Below are 14,943 nucleotides of genomic sequence, written 5' to 3'. Positions count from 1 at the left end.
ACCTTCGTGCCTTTGTGAACAACTTCACAAACTGTCGCGCCGCAGTCTAACCCCTACTCGCGGCGGGATGTCAGAGGGGTGTGGGCAACCACGCCTCACCGGCCCTTGACGGCGCGGTGGAGGGCGACGATGCCGAGGCTCAGGTTGCGCCAGCCCACCTTCTCCCAGCCCGCCTCCTGGATGATCCCCGCCAGCGCCCGCTGGTCGGGCCAGGCCCGGATCGACTCGGCGAGGTACTCGTAGGAGTCGGGGTTGGAGCTGACCATCCGGGCGACCGGCGGCAGCAGTCTCATCAGGTACTGCGAGTAGACGAGGTCGAACGACTTCGGCGTCGGCCGGGAGAACTCGCAGATCACCATGCGCCCGCCCGGCCGGGTCACCCGGAGCAGTTCGCGCAGCGCCTGCCCGGTGTCGGCGACGTTGCGCAGGCCGAAGGAGATCGTGACGGCGTCGAAGATCTCGTCGCGGAACGGCAGGCGCAGCGCGTCGCCCGCGACGAAGGTCACCCCGCGCACGCCCCCGCCGTACAGGCCGGACCCGCCGCGCCGCGCCACGCCGGTGCTGAGCATGCCGAACGAGAAGTCGCACGCGATCGCCCGCGCGCCGAGCGCGGTGAACGCGTCGGTGGAGGTGCCGGTGCCCGCGGCGAGGTCGAGGACCAGCTCGCCGGGGCCCGCGTCCACCGCCGCCGCCGTGGCCCTGCGCCACAGGCGGTCCTGGCCGAGGGAGAGGACGTCGTTGACCAGGTCGTAGCGCCGGGCCGTGCGATCGAACATCGCGGCGACCTCGTGCGGCTGCTTGTCCAGCGATGCGCGCGTCATGCACGCAAGCCTAGGCCGCGCCGCCCGGGCCCCCTCACCACCCGGACAGGATGAGCGGAACGTAGTTCATCGATTACGCTCAGTCTGCTAGAACTTGGGGAATGCGCCTCACCACCGCACTGATCGCAGTGACCTCGCTCGCCGTCCTGCCGGCCGCGCCGGCCTTCGCCGGCCTCCGGCAGCCCCACGTGGTGTCGGAGAACCCCGTGAACACCACTCCGCACGTGCTCGACGGCATCGTCACCGCGTTCGCGCTGGTCGGCCGCACCGTCGTGGTGGGCGGCGAGTTCAGCGCGGTGCGGGAGGCCCGCGGCGGGGCGGACCTGCCGCGCGCCAACGTCTTCGCCTTCGACCTGCCCACCGGCCGCGTCCTGCCCGGCTTCGCGCCGGACCTCGACGGGCCGGTGTCCGCCCTGGCCCCGGGCCCCGGCGGCACCGTTTACGTGGGCGGTGCGTTCACCTGGCCGTCCCGAGGGCTGACCCGGCTGCGCGTCTCCGACGGCGCTCCCGTCTCCTCCTTCTCCGCGCCCGTCTACGCGGGAGAGGTGACCAGCCTGGTACGTCTCGGCGGGGCGCTCTACGTCGGCGGCGACTTCGCCAGGATCGGCCGCAGCGCGCGCACCGCCCTCGCCCGCGTGGACGCCGGCACCGGCGCGGTGGACCCCCGCTTCACCGTCACCCCCGGCGGCGGGCGCGGCGGCGGGGCCGGGATCTACGCCATGGCCGCGACGTCCGACCGCTTAGTCGTGGACGGCTCGTTCACCACGCTCGACGGGCTGCGCCGCCCGCAGCTCGGGGTGATCGACCTGACGACGGGCCGGGTGGCCGGCTGGCACACGGAGGCGTACGCCCCTGCCTGCAAGCCCGACTTCCCCTCGTACGTCCGGGGGCTGGACCTGTCGCCCGACGGCCGCTACTTCGTGGTCGTCACGACGGGCGGCCCGGCGCCGCGCACCACCAAGCTGTGCGACTCCGCCGCGAGGTTCGAGACGTACGCGAAGGGCGACGCGATCCGTCCGACCTGGGTCAACCTGACCGGGGGCGACTCCCTGTACGCGGTCGCGGTGACCGGTTCGGCCGTCTACGTGGGTGGTCACCAGCGCTGGCTGAACAACCCGCGAGGGTCCGACACGGCCGGCGCGGGAGCGGTCCCCAGGCCGGGCATAGGGGCGATACACCCCGTGACGGGCCGTGCGCTGACATGGAACCCGACGCGGGAAAGGGGAATCGGGGTAAAGGCCTTCCTGACCGTAAAGACAGGTCTTTTGGTGGGAAGCGACACGACGGAGCTCGGGCATGAGTACCATGCCCGGGTCGGCATGTTCCCGGCGGCCTAGGAGTTCCCGGGTCCCCGACGTTTCGTGGCGATGCGCTCGCTCACCGCGTCGCGCTGTTTCGACAGCAGCACGTAGCTGGCCAGACCGCTGACCAGCACGGCGACCAGCAGCAGCGGGAACGACCGCAGGCCGACGAGATACAGGACGCCGACCGCGACCGCGAACAGGCCGAGGCGCGAAAGGGTGTAAACGACAACCGGATGCACAGCGTCGAGGTTACGTCACTCTCCCGGTGCGCTGGTCGCTCTTCGCATCTGCTGCAAGCACTGCTAGTGTTCACAACAAGGCGCTTTTGTAAAGAAACACCCATGAGCGCCCCAAAGAGGCTCTATCATATAACAATCGGGCACTGAGCCGGTAACAACCCGTGATCTTCTCCGAAAACCACGGATAAATCAGGCTTCGCTCGGCACACTGGTTACCTGTCCGCCCGCTGCAGGACGCGGGACGCGAGGGGGAGAGATTGTGGAGAGTAGCAGCGAGCGACTGCTGACTCCTGGAGAGGTTGCGGCTCTCTTCAGGGTCGACCCGAAGACCGTGACCCGTTGGGCCGCGGCCGGGCGTATCAGCAGCATCCGTACCCCCGGGGGGCATCGGCGGTTCCGTGAATCGGAAGTACACGCCCTCCTTCGCGGAGAGGACGTCCTCACGGCCGATCGGCCGAACGGCGACTCCCCGCGAGTCTGACGCAGTACCAGCACCGGGTGATCCTGCGCGCTACCCGGACGCCGCAGGGTCACCGGAGTCAGTCCCACCTCGATTTCAGGCTGCCGTAACAGGCCCTCCCGGCTCGTCCTGCTCCCTTGCCGGGGATCAACGGTCCTGCTCCGCCTTGAAGGCCAGGAACGCCTGCTCCAGCGCGTCGTCGCCCTCCCGCCAGCGACGGCGTCGCTCGGCGTCCTCCTGCTCGGTGATGGACTCGGCCAGCCAGCCTTCGTAACCGGGTTCCCCCGGTGCGACCTCGACGTACGCGTTGCCGATGAGGCGCCCGTCATCGGTGGTCAGGGACCGGGGCACGCGCAGCGTCCCGTCGCCGAGCCGGATAACGTACATCCGAATCACCTAGATTCCGTAGCGCCTGTTGAAGAAGAGCATGACGTTGAGGGCCGTCCGCGTGTCACCGCCCAGCATGTCCACCAGCGCCGGGCGCTGCCGGGACGCGATCGCCGCGAACGCGTCGGCGAAGAACTCCTTGCGCCCCAGGCCGCCGGGCTGCCGGTGGAACGACGACGCGAGCAGCGGCAGGCACTCCTCGTAGAGCGCCGCGAACTCCGGTGAGTCCGAAACCCACTCTCCCGGACCGGCGTCGACGTCGTCCAGCGCATGCCCGACTTCGTGCATCATCACGTCCGGCGTGGGCGACGGCCGGTCCCCCACCACGATCTTGCGGTCGCCGTACGCACCGGCGCAGATGTCCCAGGTGGCCCGGCCGGAGGGCAGCGGGGCGCCGCGCAGGTAACCCATGTCGTCGAGGTCGGGCACTCCGCCCCGGCCCACGTAGATGCCGTCGAGCCCGATGGCGAGCTTGGTCTTCAGCTGCTCCGGCAGCCGGGCGAGGCTGTCCACGGCCCGTACGGCGTCGGCGGAGGGCGGACCCTCCGCGGCGTCCCACTCACGGAACAGGACGCGTTCCAGCGGCCCGCAGTGTTTCCTGCCGTCCCGCAGGTCGGGGGTGTCGGGCGCATGGGGCGCCGCCCGGGTCGGCAGGTCGTCGAGCTCGAAGTCCTGCCAGGTGTACTGGGGACGGTCGTCGACCACCGGCGCGGTCACGGCGTACACCCGCTCCGGATGCCGCTCGGGCGACCATTCTGCGCCCCATTCGGCGGCCCAGTCGACGCCCCACTCCGGCGGCCGGTTCTGCGCCCGCTCCCACGGCCGTTCCGAGGCCCGCTCGGCGCCTCGGTCGGAAGCGCGGTCGGAAGAACGGTCGCGAGCCCGCTCCGAGGACCGCTCGGCGCCTCGATCGAAGGGGCGGCCGGAGCCCCAGTCGGAGGCGCGATCGGCAGAACGGTCGGGGCCACGGTCGGAGGTGCGGTCGGGGGCGTGGTCCTCCGCGCGTCCGGGGACGTCGGTGCGGCGGTGGGAGGACACGTAGGGCCCTCGCTGCCACCACCGCGTTCCGCGCCGGTGGCGGCCCCTGTCGCCCGGCTCCGCCATCGCACCCCTCTGTTCAGGCCGAATTCGTCAGGCTGCTGGTTCTGTTCAGGGCTTCCGTCACGTGGTTCCACCGGCGTCTCCGGCAGGCTCCGCGTTCCGTCGGGCGCGGTCTCCGGACGCCGTGTACCGGTCCACCGTACGATGCCCGGCTGTCCACGTCACCCCGAAGCGGGACACGATCAGTCGCCGGCATGGCTTACCGTGTGGGCATGCCTAGCGTGATTATCGGCCTGGCGCTGCTTGCCTTCTGGCTCTACTGCCTCTTCGACGTGATCACGACCCCCGAGGAGGACATGCGCAACCTCCCCAAGTTCGTATGGGTCCTCATCGTGGTCTTCCTGGCCGGCGTCGGGGCCCTGACCTGGCTCCTCGTGGGCCGTCCCCGGGCGGTGCACTCCGTGTACGGCCCGAACGGCGCCGTGGGCGGTCCGGGGGCGCAGGCGGAGGCCCAGGCGGGCGGCCGGGGCGGGGCGTGGTCCCGGCGCGGCGACGCGCCGCGCGGGCCCGACGACGACCCGGACTTCCTGAGCAGCCTGGAGCGCCGTCTGCGCGGCGACGACTGACCCGACGACCCACACGCAACCGCCGCGACCCACCCACAACCGCCGACTGACCGACGACCGACCGCAGCCGGACGACCGGCGACCGGGCGGCCCCTCACGCCCGGCCCGGCACCCCCACCCGCGGGAGCACCCGCAGAAGCCGTCCGCCGGCGGCCCCTCGCCGGACGGACGCCGGGGTCACTTGGGCACGTCGGCGTAGGAGTGCAGCCCCGAGAAGAAGATGTTGACGCCGACCAGGTTGAACAGCAGGCAGCCGAAGGCGACCAACGAAATGATCATGGCGGCCTTGCCGCGCCATCCGGCCGTCGCCCGCGCGTGGAGATAGGCGGCGTAGACGACCCACGTGACGAACGCCCACACCTCCTTCGGGTCCCAGCCCCAGTAGCGGCCCCACGCCCGGTCGGCCCACAGCGCGCCGGCGATGACGGCGAACGTCCAGATCGGGAAGGAGATGACGATCGCGCGGTGCGCGACCCGCTCCAGCGTCTCCCTGGCGGGCAGCACCGACGGCCGCCCGTCCTGGCGGATCAGGTAGAGGATCGCGCAGACGCCCGCCACGATGAACAGCCCGCTGGCCACGATCGCGGCGGTGACGTGGATCGCGATCCAGTAGGAGTGCAGCGCGGGCATCACCGGGCCCGCCTGGACGTGCAGGAAGAGCACGGCGAAGCCCAGCCCGAGCGCCGCGGTCACCGTCACGAACGCGCCGAGGTAACGGATCGGCTGGCGGATCAGCAGCGCGAGGAACGCGGTGACGGCCGCGAAGCAGATGGCCACCACGAACTCGTACATGTTGGCCCACGGCCACCGGTCCACCGCGATGCCCCGGGTGAGGATGCCGGCGAGGTTGCCGGCCCACGCGATCCAGGCGAGGACCACGCCGGCGACGCCGGCCCGGACCGCCCACCCCGCCGGTTGCGGCGGCGTGCGGACGGCCCCGGCCGCGCCCTCCGCGGGGTCCTCCGCCGGGAGTGCCGGGCCGCCCGCGCCGACGAGTTCACGCGTACGCGCGGGCTCCGCCGTACGGACCCGGCCGAAGGCGAGCTCCAGCGCGAAGCAGATCATCGCGGCGAGATACAGCAGCACGGTGACCAGGATGAGCTGGTCGCTCACCATGGCGAGAGTGTCGTTGACGGCTTGGCTGACCGGGGCGGGCATGATTCACTCCTCGTCCGGGCGGACGCCCGGTGCGGCGGTTCCGGTGGGCGGCTCGTCCGGCTCGGCCTGCCCGGCGACGATCGCGGAGTCGCCCGGGACGGGCGCTCCGGGCCTGCCCGGCTCGTCGTCGTCCCGGGTCTCGTCCGGTGTGGCGTCCTCGGTGGGCGGGCCGCCGCGCAGGGCGGTGACGATCTGCGCGAACTCCTCGGCGAAGGCCGCGCCGCCGCCCTCGGTGCGGGTCAATCCTCCCACCGTGGCCCTGCCGTCCTTCACCCGCACCCAGACGCGGCGGCGGCGGATCGTGAGTGACAGCACGAGCCCGATCACCGCGGCCGCCGCCGCGAGCAACGCCGGCTCCCGGCCCGGGTCGTAGGTGACCTGGAGGCTGATCCACTCCTTGACGCCGGTGAACTGGATCTTTCCCGCGCCGTCGGCGAGTTCCTTGGTGTCGCCCACGTTCAGCGGCGCCGGCTGGGCGGCCATCTTGCCGAGCGGCTTCAGGCGCGTGGTGTCGAGCTGGTACACCGACTGCGGCCGGCCCGACCGCAGGCCGAGGTCGCCCGCGAACGGGAAGACCTGCACGGTCGGGTTGGCCGCGCCGGGGAAGACCGACACCCAGGCGTCGCCGTTCGGCACGGTCGTGGGCAGGAAGCGGGCCAGGAAGCCGAGCTGGGACGGCCGGGCGTCCGGCACCTTGATGACGCACTCGGACGTATACGTCGCCTGGTCGCCGGCCAGGCAGGGCACCGGGCCGTCGTAGGCCACCTGGCCCTCGCCGTCCGTCACCCGGAACGTGGGCGCGTAGCCGTGCCCGATGAGGTAGGTCAGCGTGCCGCTCACGTCCAGCGGCTCGTTGACCTTGAGGTCCACCTGGCGAGGCGCGGACTCCGGGGAGTCCTGCACCTCCAGCCGCGCGAGGTAGTCGAGCGGCTGGCCCTGCTTGGCCCCGGCGGCGACGTAGCTGGCCTCGAAGTCCTTCAGCGTGAAGGAGAACGGCTCCAGCGACTCGGCGGTGACCCGGCTGCCCGGCATGAAGCGGTCGTAGGCGGCGACGGCGTTGGAGAAGCCGTCGCCCTCCACCACCAGCACGTTGCCGCGGTAGCCGTACAGGCCACCGGCGCCGACGGCGAACAGCAGCACGAGCAGCGCGATGTGGAAGAGCAGGTTGCCGGTCTCGCGGAGATAGCCCTTCTCCGCCGCCACCCAGCCGTCGCCGGTGACCACCCGGAAGCGCCTGCGCCGGAGCACGGCGGCGGCCCGGTCCACGGTGAGATCGCCCTCGAACTCCTCGGAGTGCGGCAGGCGGAGGAGGTTGCGCGGCGCGGCGGGCGGCCTGCGCCGGATCTCCCTGAGATGCGCCAGCGCGCGCGGGAACACGCACCCGGCCAGCGAGACGAACAGCAGCAGGTAGATCGCGGCGAACCAGGGCGAGGTGAAGACGTCGAACAGCCAGAAGCGGTCGAGCCACTTCGCCTGGGTGGGACTGTCCTTGAAGTACTGCGCGACCCTGCCCGGGTCCACGCCACGCTGGGGATAGACGGAGCCCGGCACCGAGCCGAGCGCGAACAGGAACAGCAGGATGAGCGCGGTGCGCATCGAGGTGAGCGTGCGCCAGGCCCAGCGCAGCCATCCCGTCAGGCCCAGGCCGACCGGCCTGGCCGGCTCCCGCGCCGCGTCCCCGGCCTCCGTCCCGGCACCGGCCGCCGTCTCGTCGCGCGGCGCCGCCTCGTCGAGGAGCGCGGGCTCGTCCCGTACGGCGCGTGCGAGGTCGTCGGGCGCGCTCATCAGATCACCGGCCTGAATCCGCCGACCCACACCTGCAGGTGAACGATGATCTCCGCCCACTGCCCGGTCACGAGCAGCACGCCGACGGCCACGAGCATGCCGCCGCCGACCCTGGTGATCAGCGGGGTGTGCCGGCGGACCGCCCGGAACGCGTGGAGGGCCTTGCGGTAGGCCAGCCCGGCCAGCACGAACGGCAGGCCGAGGCCCAGCGCGTACGCGAAGGCGAGGGCCGCGCCGCGCAGCGCGCTGCCCTGGTTCACCGAGAGCGTCATGACCACCGCCAGCGTCGGGCCGATGCACGGCGTCCAGCCGAGGCCGAAGACGACGCCGAGCAGCGGGGCCCCCGCGAGCCCGGCGGCGGGCAGCCGGTGGATGCGCACGTCCCGCTGGAGGCCGGGCAGCACGCCCACGAAGGCCAGCCCGAGGACGATCGTCACCACTCCGAGAACCCTGCTGATCACGTCGGCGTTGCCCTGCAGCGCCGCGCCGAGGCCGCCGAACAGCGCCCCGCCGAGCACGAACACCAGCGCGAACCCGAGCACGAACAAGGCGCTGCCCAGCACCATCCGGCTCCGCCTGGGGTCGCCGCTCATGCCCGTGACGTACGACAGGTAGCCGGGGACCAGCGGCAGCACGCACGGGGAGACGAACGACACGAGCCCGGCGGCCGCCGCGATCGGCGCGGCGAGCAGCAGCGAGCCCGTCGCGACGGTGCTGCCGAGGTCACTCATCGGTCACCTTGGTGACGGCCGCGAGGAGGTCGTCGTACTTCACGGCGCCGAGCGCGCGGGCGGCGATGCGGCCCTGGGCGTCGATGATCAGCGTGGAGGGGATGGCGGCGGGCGGCACCGTGCCCTGGAACTTCAGCAGCGTCTTGCCGCTCTGGTCGTAGATGCTCGGATAGCCCGGCTTCACCGAGCGGTCGTACGCCTGCGCGGACGCCTGGAGATCCTTGAAGTTGACGCCGAGGAACTCCACGCCCTTCGGCTTGGTGGTCGCCGCGATGTCCTTGAGCACGGGCGCCTCGGCCCGGCAGGGCGCGCACCAGGAGGCCCAGAAGTTCAGCACGTGGACCTTGCCAGTAGTGAGCGTGGCGCTGCCGCCGTCCAGGGTCTGTCCCTCGATCGCGGGCGCCTTCTGGCGCTGCGCCGCGGTGAAGAACTCGACCCGGCCGTCGCCCGCGACGAAACGGGTGTCGCCGGAGCGGGGCTGGGCCTCCTGGCCGCCCGCGCAACCGGCGAGGGCCGTGACGGCCGCGGCCGCGGCGGCGAGCGCGGTCAGGCGCGTTGCGGTCAGGCGCTTGGCGGACACGGGAGATGGATCTCCTTGTACTACAACCGGTAGAGCTGTAAGCCTACCGACCGGTGGGGGTGCCCGGTTCTCCGGGGCACGGGGTCGCCGGGGCACAGGTCGCCCGGGCACGGGGTCGCCGGGGCGCGGATCGCCGGGACACGGCCACGTGCGTGACGTCACCCGGGAACGATCACGCCCCGGGCATCGCTCGCGGGCCGGGCGTCTCCTCGTCCTCCGGTCCGGTCGCCGTCTCCTCGGAATCGACGCGCACCGCCTCGGTGTCGACGCGCACCGCCCGGGGACGGGCCCCGTCGGCCTCCTCGGGATGAGCGCGCAACGCCTCCGGGAGGGCCGCGTCGGCCTGCTCGAACAGCGCGGCCTCGCCCTGCGGCTGCGCGACCTCCCGCAGCAGCGCCCCGGCGGGCTCGCTGTAACCGACGCTGATGAGCCGGTTCCCCTCGAAGGTCAGGCTGGTGAGGCTGGCCAGCGCGCACTGACGCCTGCGCGGGTCGTGCCACAGCCGCCTGCCCTCGGCGGCGAGCCGGATGACCCAGATCGGCAGCTGATGACTGACCAGCAGCGCCTCGTGGCCGCGGGCCGCCGCCCGCGCGTCGTCCACCACCGACTTCATGCGGGCCACGACCTCGCGGTACGGCTCGCCCCAGGACGGCCGGAACGGGTTCCTGAAGTGGCGGTAGGAGCGGGGATCACGGAAGACGGTGTCGCCGCCGGTCATCCGCAGGCCCTCGAAGACGTTGCCCGCCTCGATGAGACGCTCGTCGGTGGTGATCTCCAGGCCCAAAGCCTGCGCGGCCGGCTCCGCGGTCTCCTGGGCGCGCTCCATCGGCGAGCTCCAGACCGCGACGATGTCCCTGCCCGCGACGGCCTTGGCGACGATCTCGGCCATCCGGCGGCCGGTCTCGGACAGGTGGTAACCCGGCAGCCTGCCGTACAGGACGCCGCGGGGATTGTGGACTTCTCCGTGCCGGAGCAGGTGAACGATGGTCATCTCTGTCATGACCTGCACAGCCTACCCACCGGACGGCTCCGGGCACGCGGAGCGCAGCGCCTCTACGGCGGCGCGGATCGCGGGACGCCTCGCGGCGTCGGTCCGCCACACCGCGTAGATCCGCCTGACCGGCGGCGGCTGGACGGCCAGGACGGCGACGCCCTCCGGCAGCGGTCCCCGGCCGAGCCGCGGGATGAGCGCGCATCCGTGGCCCTCGGCGACCAGCGCGAGCTGGGTGGGGTACTCGTCGGCCATGGAGACGATGTGCGGCTCCCGTTCCTCGGAACGCAGCAGGAACACCAGGAAGTCGTGGCAGACCGTGCCGGGGGTCGAGCTGATCCAGCTCTCGCCGTCGAGGTCGCTCAGCCGCACCCGGTCGGCGCCCACCAGCGGGTGGTCGGCCGGCACCACGACGTCGGCCACGTCGTCGAGCAGCGCCGTGCGCGACAGCCCCTCAGGCAGGGCCATCGGCCGGTTGAGCCAGTCCTGGAGGACGGCGAGATCGAGGTCGCCGCGCGACAGCTCGCGGATCTGCCGTTCGGGCTCCCGCTCGTAGACGAGCAGGTCGAGGTCGGGGTGCTGCCTCTTCAGTGTGGTGAGGGCGCGCGGCACGATGCCCCGCGCCGCGGTGGGGAAGGCGGCCATGCTCAGCCTGCCGACCACCTCCCCGCGCAGCGCCTCGAAGTCGGCCTCCGCCGTCTCCACGAGCGCGAGGATGCGCTCGGCGTGGTCGGCGAGCAGCCCGGCCGCGTCGGTGAGTTTCACCCCGCGGCCGTTGCGCTCGATCAGGACCGCGCCGGTCTCCCGTTCGAGCTTGGCGAGCTGCTGGGAGATCGCCGACGGGGTCACCATCAGCGCCTCGGCGGCGGCGCCCACGGACCCGTAGACGGCGACCGCGTGCAGTGCCTTCAGCCGGTTCAGATCCAACATGTAGATAGTCTAAACCGTCCGGGTAAGAAAAACTCGGTTGTGCTCAACTGTTTAGCGATGCGATGATTTACTCATGCGAATCTTCAACAAGTTCTTCACGAAGCCGACCCGTACCGAGCAGACCTCCTACCTGGAGACTCTGGCGAAGCAGGCCAGGCAGAGCCGGGACCGGCGTCACTCCCGCTGACCTTCCGGGCGACCGATCCATGCGCCCCCGCCACCTGGCTCTGGCCGTCGCGCTCGCCGCCGTCTGGGGCTGCAACTTCGTCGTCATGCAGACGGGCCTGAAGCACTACCCGCCGCTCACGTACGCCGCCCTCCGGTTCCTGCTGGCCGCCTTCCCCGCCGTACTGGTCGCCGGAGGACCGCGCGTGCCCTGGCGGTGGGTGCTGGCCACCGGCGCGTCGCTCGGCGTCGCCCAGTACGGCCTGTTGCTGCTCGGCATGCGCGCCGGCATGCCCGCCGGGCTGACCTCACTGGTCATCCAGGTGCAGGCGGTCTTCACCGCGCTGTTCGCGACCGCGCTGCTCGGCGAGCGGCTCGGACGGCGCCGGGTCACCGGTACGGTCGTGGCCTTCGCCGGCCTGGGCCTGATCGCGGCCGGTGTCGTCGCGGAGTCGGGGGCGATCCCCTTCGGGGCGTTCCTGCTGTGTGTGGCCTCGGCGGCCGGGTGGGGACTCGGCAACGTCGCCACCCGCAGGGCCGCGCCGCCCGACTCCCTCCGCTTCATGGTGTGGGTCAGCGCCGTCTCGGCGCCGCCCCTCCTGGCGCTGGCCCTGTTGACCGAGGGCCCGTCCTCGCTGGGGTCGTTCACCGTGGAGGGCGTGGGCGCCGTGCTCTACACCGCACTTCTGTCGACCCTCGGCGGGTTCGCCGTCTGGGGATGGCTTCTCACCCGGTACGACGCCTCGCTCGTCGCGCCGTACGGCCTGCTGGTGCCGGTCTTCGGACTCGCCACCGCCGCCCTGTTCACCGGCGAGCCCGTCTCCCCGCTCACGGTCGCCGCCGGCGCCCTCATCCTCGCCGGCCTCCTCTACGCCAACACCCGCCCCCACAGGGCCCCCGCTCCCACTCCCTCCCCCACCCCCCGCTGACCTTGGTGAAGTGAGGCGCGGGCTGGGGTTAGCCGCGGAGGTGGTCGCGGGCCGACGTGTGGAACGCGGCGACCAGCCGGCCGCGGTCCGCGGCCCGGGTCGCCACGACGACGTGACCCGGTTCGACGCCGTGCAGCGGGATCGTGGTGAGGTCGGGGCGGATGCCGGCCGCGTACAGGGCGGCCGGGACGATGGCCACGGCCTGCCCCGCGGCGATGTGTTCGAGCTTGTCCTCGATGGTCTCGACAAGGGGCCCGTCGGGCGCGGGACGGCCTCCGGGTCGCGGGTCGACGCGCCAGTACGCGTCGAACTCGGGATCCGGGAAGCGGGGGATCGGCTCGCCCTCGATGTCGTCGAGAGTGACGGACTCCTTGCCGGCCAGCCGGTGCCCGATCGGCACGAGCAGCATCTTCGGCTCGTCGTAGAGGATCGTCACGCGCAGGCCGCCGGTTCGCAGCGGCAGCCGGGTGACCACCGCGTCGACCCGCCGGTCGAGCAGCGCCTCACGCGGCTCGTTCCACTCCAGGTGCAGCGTGCGTACGTCGGCGTCGGGATGCCTGTGCCGCAGGTCCCGCACCGCCGGCGTGACGATGAGGCCCGCGGTGTAGCCGATGGTGATCCGCGTGGGCTGCGCGGCGGCCCGGGCGACGGCCACGGCCTGCTGCGACGCGCGCAGCAACGCGCGCGCGTGCGGGAGGAAGGCCTCTCCCGCCTCGGTGAGCCGGGTGCCCTGCCGCGTGCGGTCGAGAAGCCGCGCGCCCACCTCGGCCTCAAGACGGCTGATCTGCCGGCTCAGCGACGGCTGCGCGACGCGCAACTCGTCCGCTGCACGGCCGTAGTGCAGGTGCGCCGCGACGACGGTGAAGTAGCGCAGCAGCCGTAGGTCGAGATCCGTCATACCGGAAGCGTATGACGTGTTGCGGAACAGGCCTTTGATCAGCCGTGACGCGCGTCCCTAGCGTGGACTCATGGCTACCGAGAACGAGATCGCGGCCCGGCGCTTCTACGAGGCCCTGGCCACCGGTGACACGGCGCTGGTCGACGAGGCCCTCGCCCCTGACTGGGAGGCCGTCCCGGCCCTGCGAAGCGCGACCGGCCCCGACGGATGGAAGAGGAGCATCGATCACCTACGAGGGGTGTTCTCCGGCCTGACCGTCACGATCGAGCACCTCGTCGAGTCCGGTGACATGGTGGCCGTGCGCTCGGTCGGCCGCGGCGTGCACACCGGGGAGCTGCTCGGCGTCGAGGGCACGGGCCGCGAGGTCGAGCTCCGGGCGTCGGACTTCCACCAGATGGCCGGAGGCCGGATCGTGCGGACGTGGCACCTGGAGGACTACTTCGGGATCGCGCAGCAGATCGGGCTGGAGTTCACCCGTGGCGCTTGACGGAGGACGGCGGTGGTGACCGGGGCGGCCCGGGGCATCGGATACGCGTACTGCCGCCGGCTCTCGCGTACATGACCGGCAAGGGCGGCAGCCGGCCGTCTCAGGCGCCGGCGGCCTGGGCGGCGGCCTTCGCGGCCAGGGGCAGGGCCTCGGCGATCCGGGTGAGCGCCTCGTCGTCGTGGGCGGCCGACAGGAACCACGCCTCGTACGCCGACGGCGGCAGGTAGACGCCCTGGTCCAGCATGCTGTGGAAGAACGCCCGGTACGCGTCGGTGTTCTGGGTGCGGGCCGATTCGAAGTCGGTGACCGGGGTGTCGGTGAAGAAGATCGAGAAGAGGTTGCCCGCGCGCTGGAGGCGGTGCGGCACCCCGGCGGCGGCCAGCGCGTCGGAGGCGGCCCGCCCGATGACCAGGGCGGAGGCGTCGATGCGGTCGTACGCGTCGTCGTCGCAGGCGCGCAGCGTGGCCAGCCCGGCCGCGCAGGCGAGCGGGTTGCCCGACAGCGTCCCGGCCTGGTAGACGGGGCCCTCGGGGGCGAGCGCGGCCATGACCTCCGCCCGGCCGCCGAACGCCGCGGCGGGCAGCCCGCCGCCCATCACCTTGCCGAACGTCATGAGGTCGGCCTCGACGGGGTCGACGCCGTACCAGCCGGAGGCGGAGACGCGGAAGCCGGTGAGCACCTCGTCGACGATCAGCAGCGCGCCGTGCTCGGTGCACAGCTCACGCAGGCGCGCGTTGAAGCCGTCGGCGGGCGGCACGACGCCCATGTTCGCCGGGCACGCCTCGGTGATCACGCAGGCGATCTCGAACGTGCGGAAGGCCTCCTCGACCGCCTCGACCGAGTTGTACGGCAGGACGATCGTGTCGGCCGCCGAGGCGCCGGTGACGCCCGGGGTGTCCGGCAGGCCGAAGGTGACGACGCCCGAGCCGGCGGACGCCAGCAGCGCGTCGACGTGGCCGTGGTAGCAGCCGGCGAACTTCACGACCTTCGCCCGGCCGGTGAAGCCGCGGGCGAGCCGTACGGCGGACATGGTGGCCTCGGTGCCCGAGCTGACCAGGCGGACCTTCTCGACCGGCGCCACGCGGGCGACGATCTCCTCGGCGAGCAGGACCTCCCCCTCGGTCGCCGTGCCGAAGGAGAAGCCGCGGGCGACGGCCTCCTCCAGCGCCTCCACGACCGCCGGGTGCCGGTGACCCAGGATCATCGGGCCCCAGGAGCACACCAGGTCGACGTAGCGGTTGCCGTCCACGTCGGTGATGTACGGCCCCTCACCGGAGGCCATGAAGCGGGGCGTGCCGCCCACGGCGCCGAAGGCGCGCACCGGCGAGTTCACCCCGCCGGGGACGATCCGGCGGGCGCGGTCGAACAGGTCCTCGGAGGTCTGCGTACGAGTCACGCCCTCCAGGTTACG

Annotated in this window: 16 protein-coding genes and 1 pseudogene; 5 read left to right on the top strand and 12 right to left on the bottom strand. The window is 72.3% G+C overall.

Annotation, left to right across the window (positions count from 1 at the left end; translation table 11 throughout):
* Positions 1-95 precede the first annotated feature (95 nt).
* Entirely contained in the window at positions 96-821 is a 726-nt protein-coding gene (locus HHX37_RS03860) for a demethylmenaquinone methyltransferase (RefSeq protein WP_182884497.1), read from the bottom strand.
* Between the two features lie 101 nt (positions 822-922).
* On the opposite strand from HHX37_RS03860, the gene HHX37_RS03855 reads away from it, so the two are divergent.
* On the top strand, positions 923-2,158 hold the full coding sequence (locus HHX37_RS03855; protein ID WP_111699582.1) for a hypothetical protein: 1,236 nt from the start codon (positions 923-925) through the stop codon (positions 2,156-2,158).
* Here the strand turns inward: HHX37_RS03855 and HHX37_RS03850 are convergent.
* A complete protein-coding gene (locus tag HHX37_RS03850; RefSeq protein ID WP_111699583.1) occupies positions 2,155-2,364 on the bottom strand; it encodes a DUF4229 domain-containing protein in 210 nt (69 codons plus the stop codon). The two genes, HHX37_RS03855 and HHX37_RS03850, sit on opposite strands and share 4 nt — an antisense overlap.
* A 259-nt stretch (positions 2,365-2,623) precedes the next feature.
* Here HHX37_RS03850 and HHX37_RS03845 point away from each other — a divergent pair, with 259 nt between their 5' ends.
* The gene (locus HHX37_RS03845; protein WP_036325312.1) at positions 2,624-2,845 is read left to right on the top strand and encodes a BldC family transcriptional regulator; all 222 of its coding nucleotides are present in this window, start codon (positions 2,624-2,626) and stop codon (positions 2,843-2,845) included.
* Between the two features lie 126 nt (positions 2,846-2,971).
* On the opposite strand, the gene HHX37_RS03840 is transcribed toward HHX37_RS03845, so the two are convergent.
* A complete protein-coding gene (locus tag HHX37_RS03840; protein ID WP_111699584.1) occupies positions 2,972-3,211 on the bottom strand; it encodes a hypothetical protein in 240 nt (79 codons plus the stop codon).
* A 9-nt stretch (positions 3,212-3,220) separates the two neighbouring features.
* Entirely contained in the window at positions 3,221-4,249 is a 1,029-nt protein-coding gene (locus HHX37_RS03835) for a hypothetical protein (protein ID WP_310740256.1), read from the bottom strand.
* Between the two features lie 275 nt (positions 4,250-4,524).
* Here HHX37_RS03835 and HHX37_RS03830 point away from each other — a divergent pair, with 275 nt between their 5' ends.
* A complete protein-coding gene (locus HHX37_RS03830) occupies positions 4,525-4,878 on the top strand; it encodes a PLD nuclease N-terminal domain-containing protein (RefSeq protein ID WP_182872884.1) in 354 nt (117 codons plus the stop codon).
* A gap of 177 nt (positions 4,879-5,055) precedes the next feature.
* Here the strand turns inward: HHX37_RS03830 and ccsB are convergent, their stop codons facing one another.
* From ccsB to HHX37_RS03800, 6 genes and pseudogenes are all read right to left on the bottom strand, one after another.
* Positions 5,056-6,036, bottom strand: coding sequence for a c-type cytochrome biogenesis protein CcsB (ccsB, locus tag HHX37_RS03825; RefSeq protein WP_182884495.1), 981 nt, complete (start codon positions 6,034-6,036; stop codon positions 5,056-5,058).
* A 3-nt stretch (positions 6,037-6,039) separates the two neighbouring features.
* Positions 6,040-7,821, bottom strand: coding sequence for a cytochrome c biogenesis protein ResB (locus tag HHX37_RS03820; protein WP_182884494.1), 1,782 nt, complete (start codon positions 7,819-7,821; stop codon positions 6,040-6,042).
* Positions 7,821-8,552 carry a cytochrome c biogenesis CcdA family protein gene (locus HHX37_RS03815; RefSeq protein ID WP_111699587.1) on the bottom strand — a complete coding sequence of 244 codons (732 nt, stop codon included), beginning with the start codon at positions 8,550-8,552 and terminating at the stop codon, positions 7,821-7,823. Before HHX37_RS03815 ends, HHX37_RS03820 begins: the two co-directional genes overlap by 1 nt.
* Positions 8,545-9,132 carry a TlpA disulfide reductase family protein gene (locus HHX37_RS03810; protein ID WP_310740255.1) on the bottom strand — a complete coding sequence of 196 codons (588 nt, stop codon included), beginning with the start codon at positions 9,130-9,132 and terminating at the stop codon, positions 8,545-8,547. The genes HHX37_RS03815 and HHX37_RS03810 overlap by 8 nt, the downstream gene beginning before the upstream one ends.
* Before the next feature lie 397 nt (positions 9,133-9,529).
* Positions 9,530-10,132, bottom strand: a pseudogene (locus tag HHX37_RS03805) (histidine phosphatase family protein); the annotation flags it as partial.
* Positions 10,133-10,144: 12 nt separating this feature from the next.
* Positions 10,145-11,053 (bottom strand): LysR family transcriptional regulator, encoded by a 909-nt coding sequence (locus HHX37_RS03800; protein WP_111699588.1) that lies wholly within the window; start codon positions 11,051-11,053, stop codon positions 10,145-10,147.
* 206 nt (positions 11,054-11,259) lie between these two features.
* Here HHX37_RS03800 and HHX37_RS03795 point away from each other — a divergent pair, with 206 nt between their 5' ends.
* On the top strand, positions 11,260-12,147 hold the full coding sequence (locus HHX37_RS03795; RefSeq protein WP_182884493.1) for an EamA family transporter: 888 nt from the start codon (positions 11,260-11,262) through the stop codon (positions 12,145-12,147).
* Between the two features lie 28 nt (positions 12,148-12,175).
* Here HHX37_RS03795 and HHX37_RS03790 read toward each other — a convergent pair whose 3' ends face one another.
* Entirely contained in the window at positions 12,176-13,045 is an 870-nt protein-coding gene (locus HHX37_RS03790) for a LysR family transcriptional regulator (RefSeq protein WP_182884492.1), read from the bottom strand.
* Between the two features lie 70 nt (positions 13,046-13,115).
* Here HHX37_RS03790 and HHX37_RS03785 point away from each other — a divergent pair, with 70 nt between their 5' ends.
* Positions 13,116-13,532, top strand: coding sequence for an ester cyclase (locus HHX37_RS03785; protein WP_182872891.1), 417 nt, complete (start codon positions 13,116-13,118; stop codon positions 13,530-13,532).
* A gap of 100 nt (positions 13,533-13,632) precedes the next feature.
* Here HHX37_RS03785 and hemL read toward each other — a convergent pair whose 3' ends face one another.
* Positions 13,633-14,928, bottom strand: a complete 1,296-nt coding sequence (gene hemL, locus HHX37_RS03780) for a glutamate-1-semialdehyde 2,1-aminomutase (RefSeq protein WP_182884491.1) — start codon at positions 14,926-14,928, stop codon at positions 13,633-13,635.
* Between the last annotated feature and the right edge of the window lie 15 nt (positions 14,929-14,943).

This window comes from Microbispora sp. H10885 (genome assembly GCF_014161415.1).
In the GTDB taxonomy this organism is placed as follows: domain Bacteria; phylum Actinomycetota; class Actinomycetes; order Streptosporangiales; family Streptosporangiaceae; genus Microbispora; species Microbispora triticiradicis.
Note: the sequence above shows the minus strand (reverse complement) of the source record. Positions and strands in the feature narration are given on the sequence as shown.

Bases quoted from the DNA above. Each gene is read 5' to 3' on its own strand.
- HHX37_RS03840 (WP_111699584.1), bottom strand. From the start codon at position 3,211: ATGTACGTTATCCGGCTCGGCGACGGGACGCTGCGCGTGCCCCGGTCC.
- HHX37_RS03815 (WP_111699587.1), bottom strand. From the start codon at position 8,552: ATGAGTGACCTCGGCAGCACCGTCGCGACGGGCTCGCTGCTGCTCGCC.
- HHX37_RS03785 (WP_182872891.1), top strand. From the start codon at position 13,116: ATGGCTACCGAGAACGAGATCGCGGCCCGGCGCTTCTACGAGGCCCTG.
- HHX37_RS03820 (WP_182884494.1), bottom strand. From the start codon at position 7,821: ATGAGCGCGCCCGACGACCTCGCACGCGCCGTACGGGACGAGCCCGCG.
- HHX37_RS03855 (WP_111699582.1), top strand. From the start codon at position 923: ATGCGCCTCACCACCGCACTGATCGCAGTGACCTCGCTCGCCGTCCTG.
- HHX37_RS03830 (WP_182872884.1), top strand. From the start codon at position 4,525: ATGCCTAGCGTGATTATCGGCCTGGCGCTGCTTGCCTTCTGGCTCTAC.
- HHX37_RS03795 (WP_182884493.1), top strand. From the start codon at position 11,260: ATGCGCCCCCGCCACCTGGCTCTGGCCGTCGCGCTCGCCGCCGTCTGG.
- HHX37_RS03800 (WP_111699588.1), bottom strand. From the start codon at position 11,053: ATGTTGGATCTGAACCGGCTGAAGGCACTGCACGCGGTCGCCGTCTAC.
- HHX37_RS03860 (WP_182884497.1), bottom strand. From the start codon at position 821: ATGACGCGCGCATCGCTGGACAAGCAGCCGCACGAGGTCGCCGCGATG.
- HHX37_RS03790 (WP_182884492.1), bottom strand. From the start codon at position 13,045: ATGACGGATCTCGACCTACGGCTGCTGCGCTACTTCACCGTCGTCGCG.
- ccsB (WP_182884495.1), bottom strand. From the start codon at position 6,036: ATGCCCGCCCCGGTCAGCCAAGCCGTCAACGACACTCTCGCCATGGTG.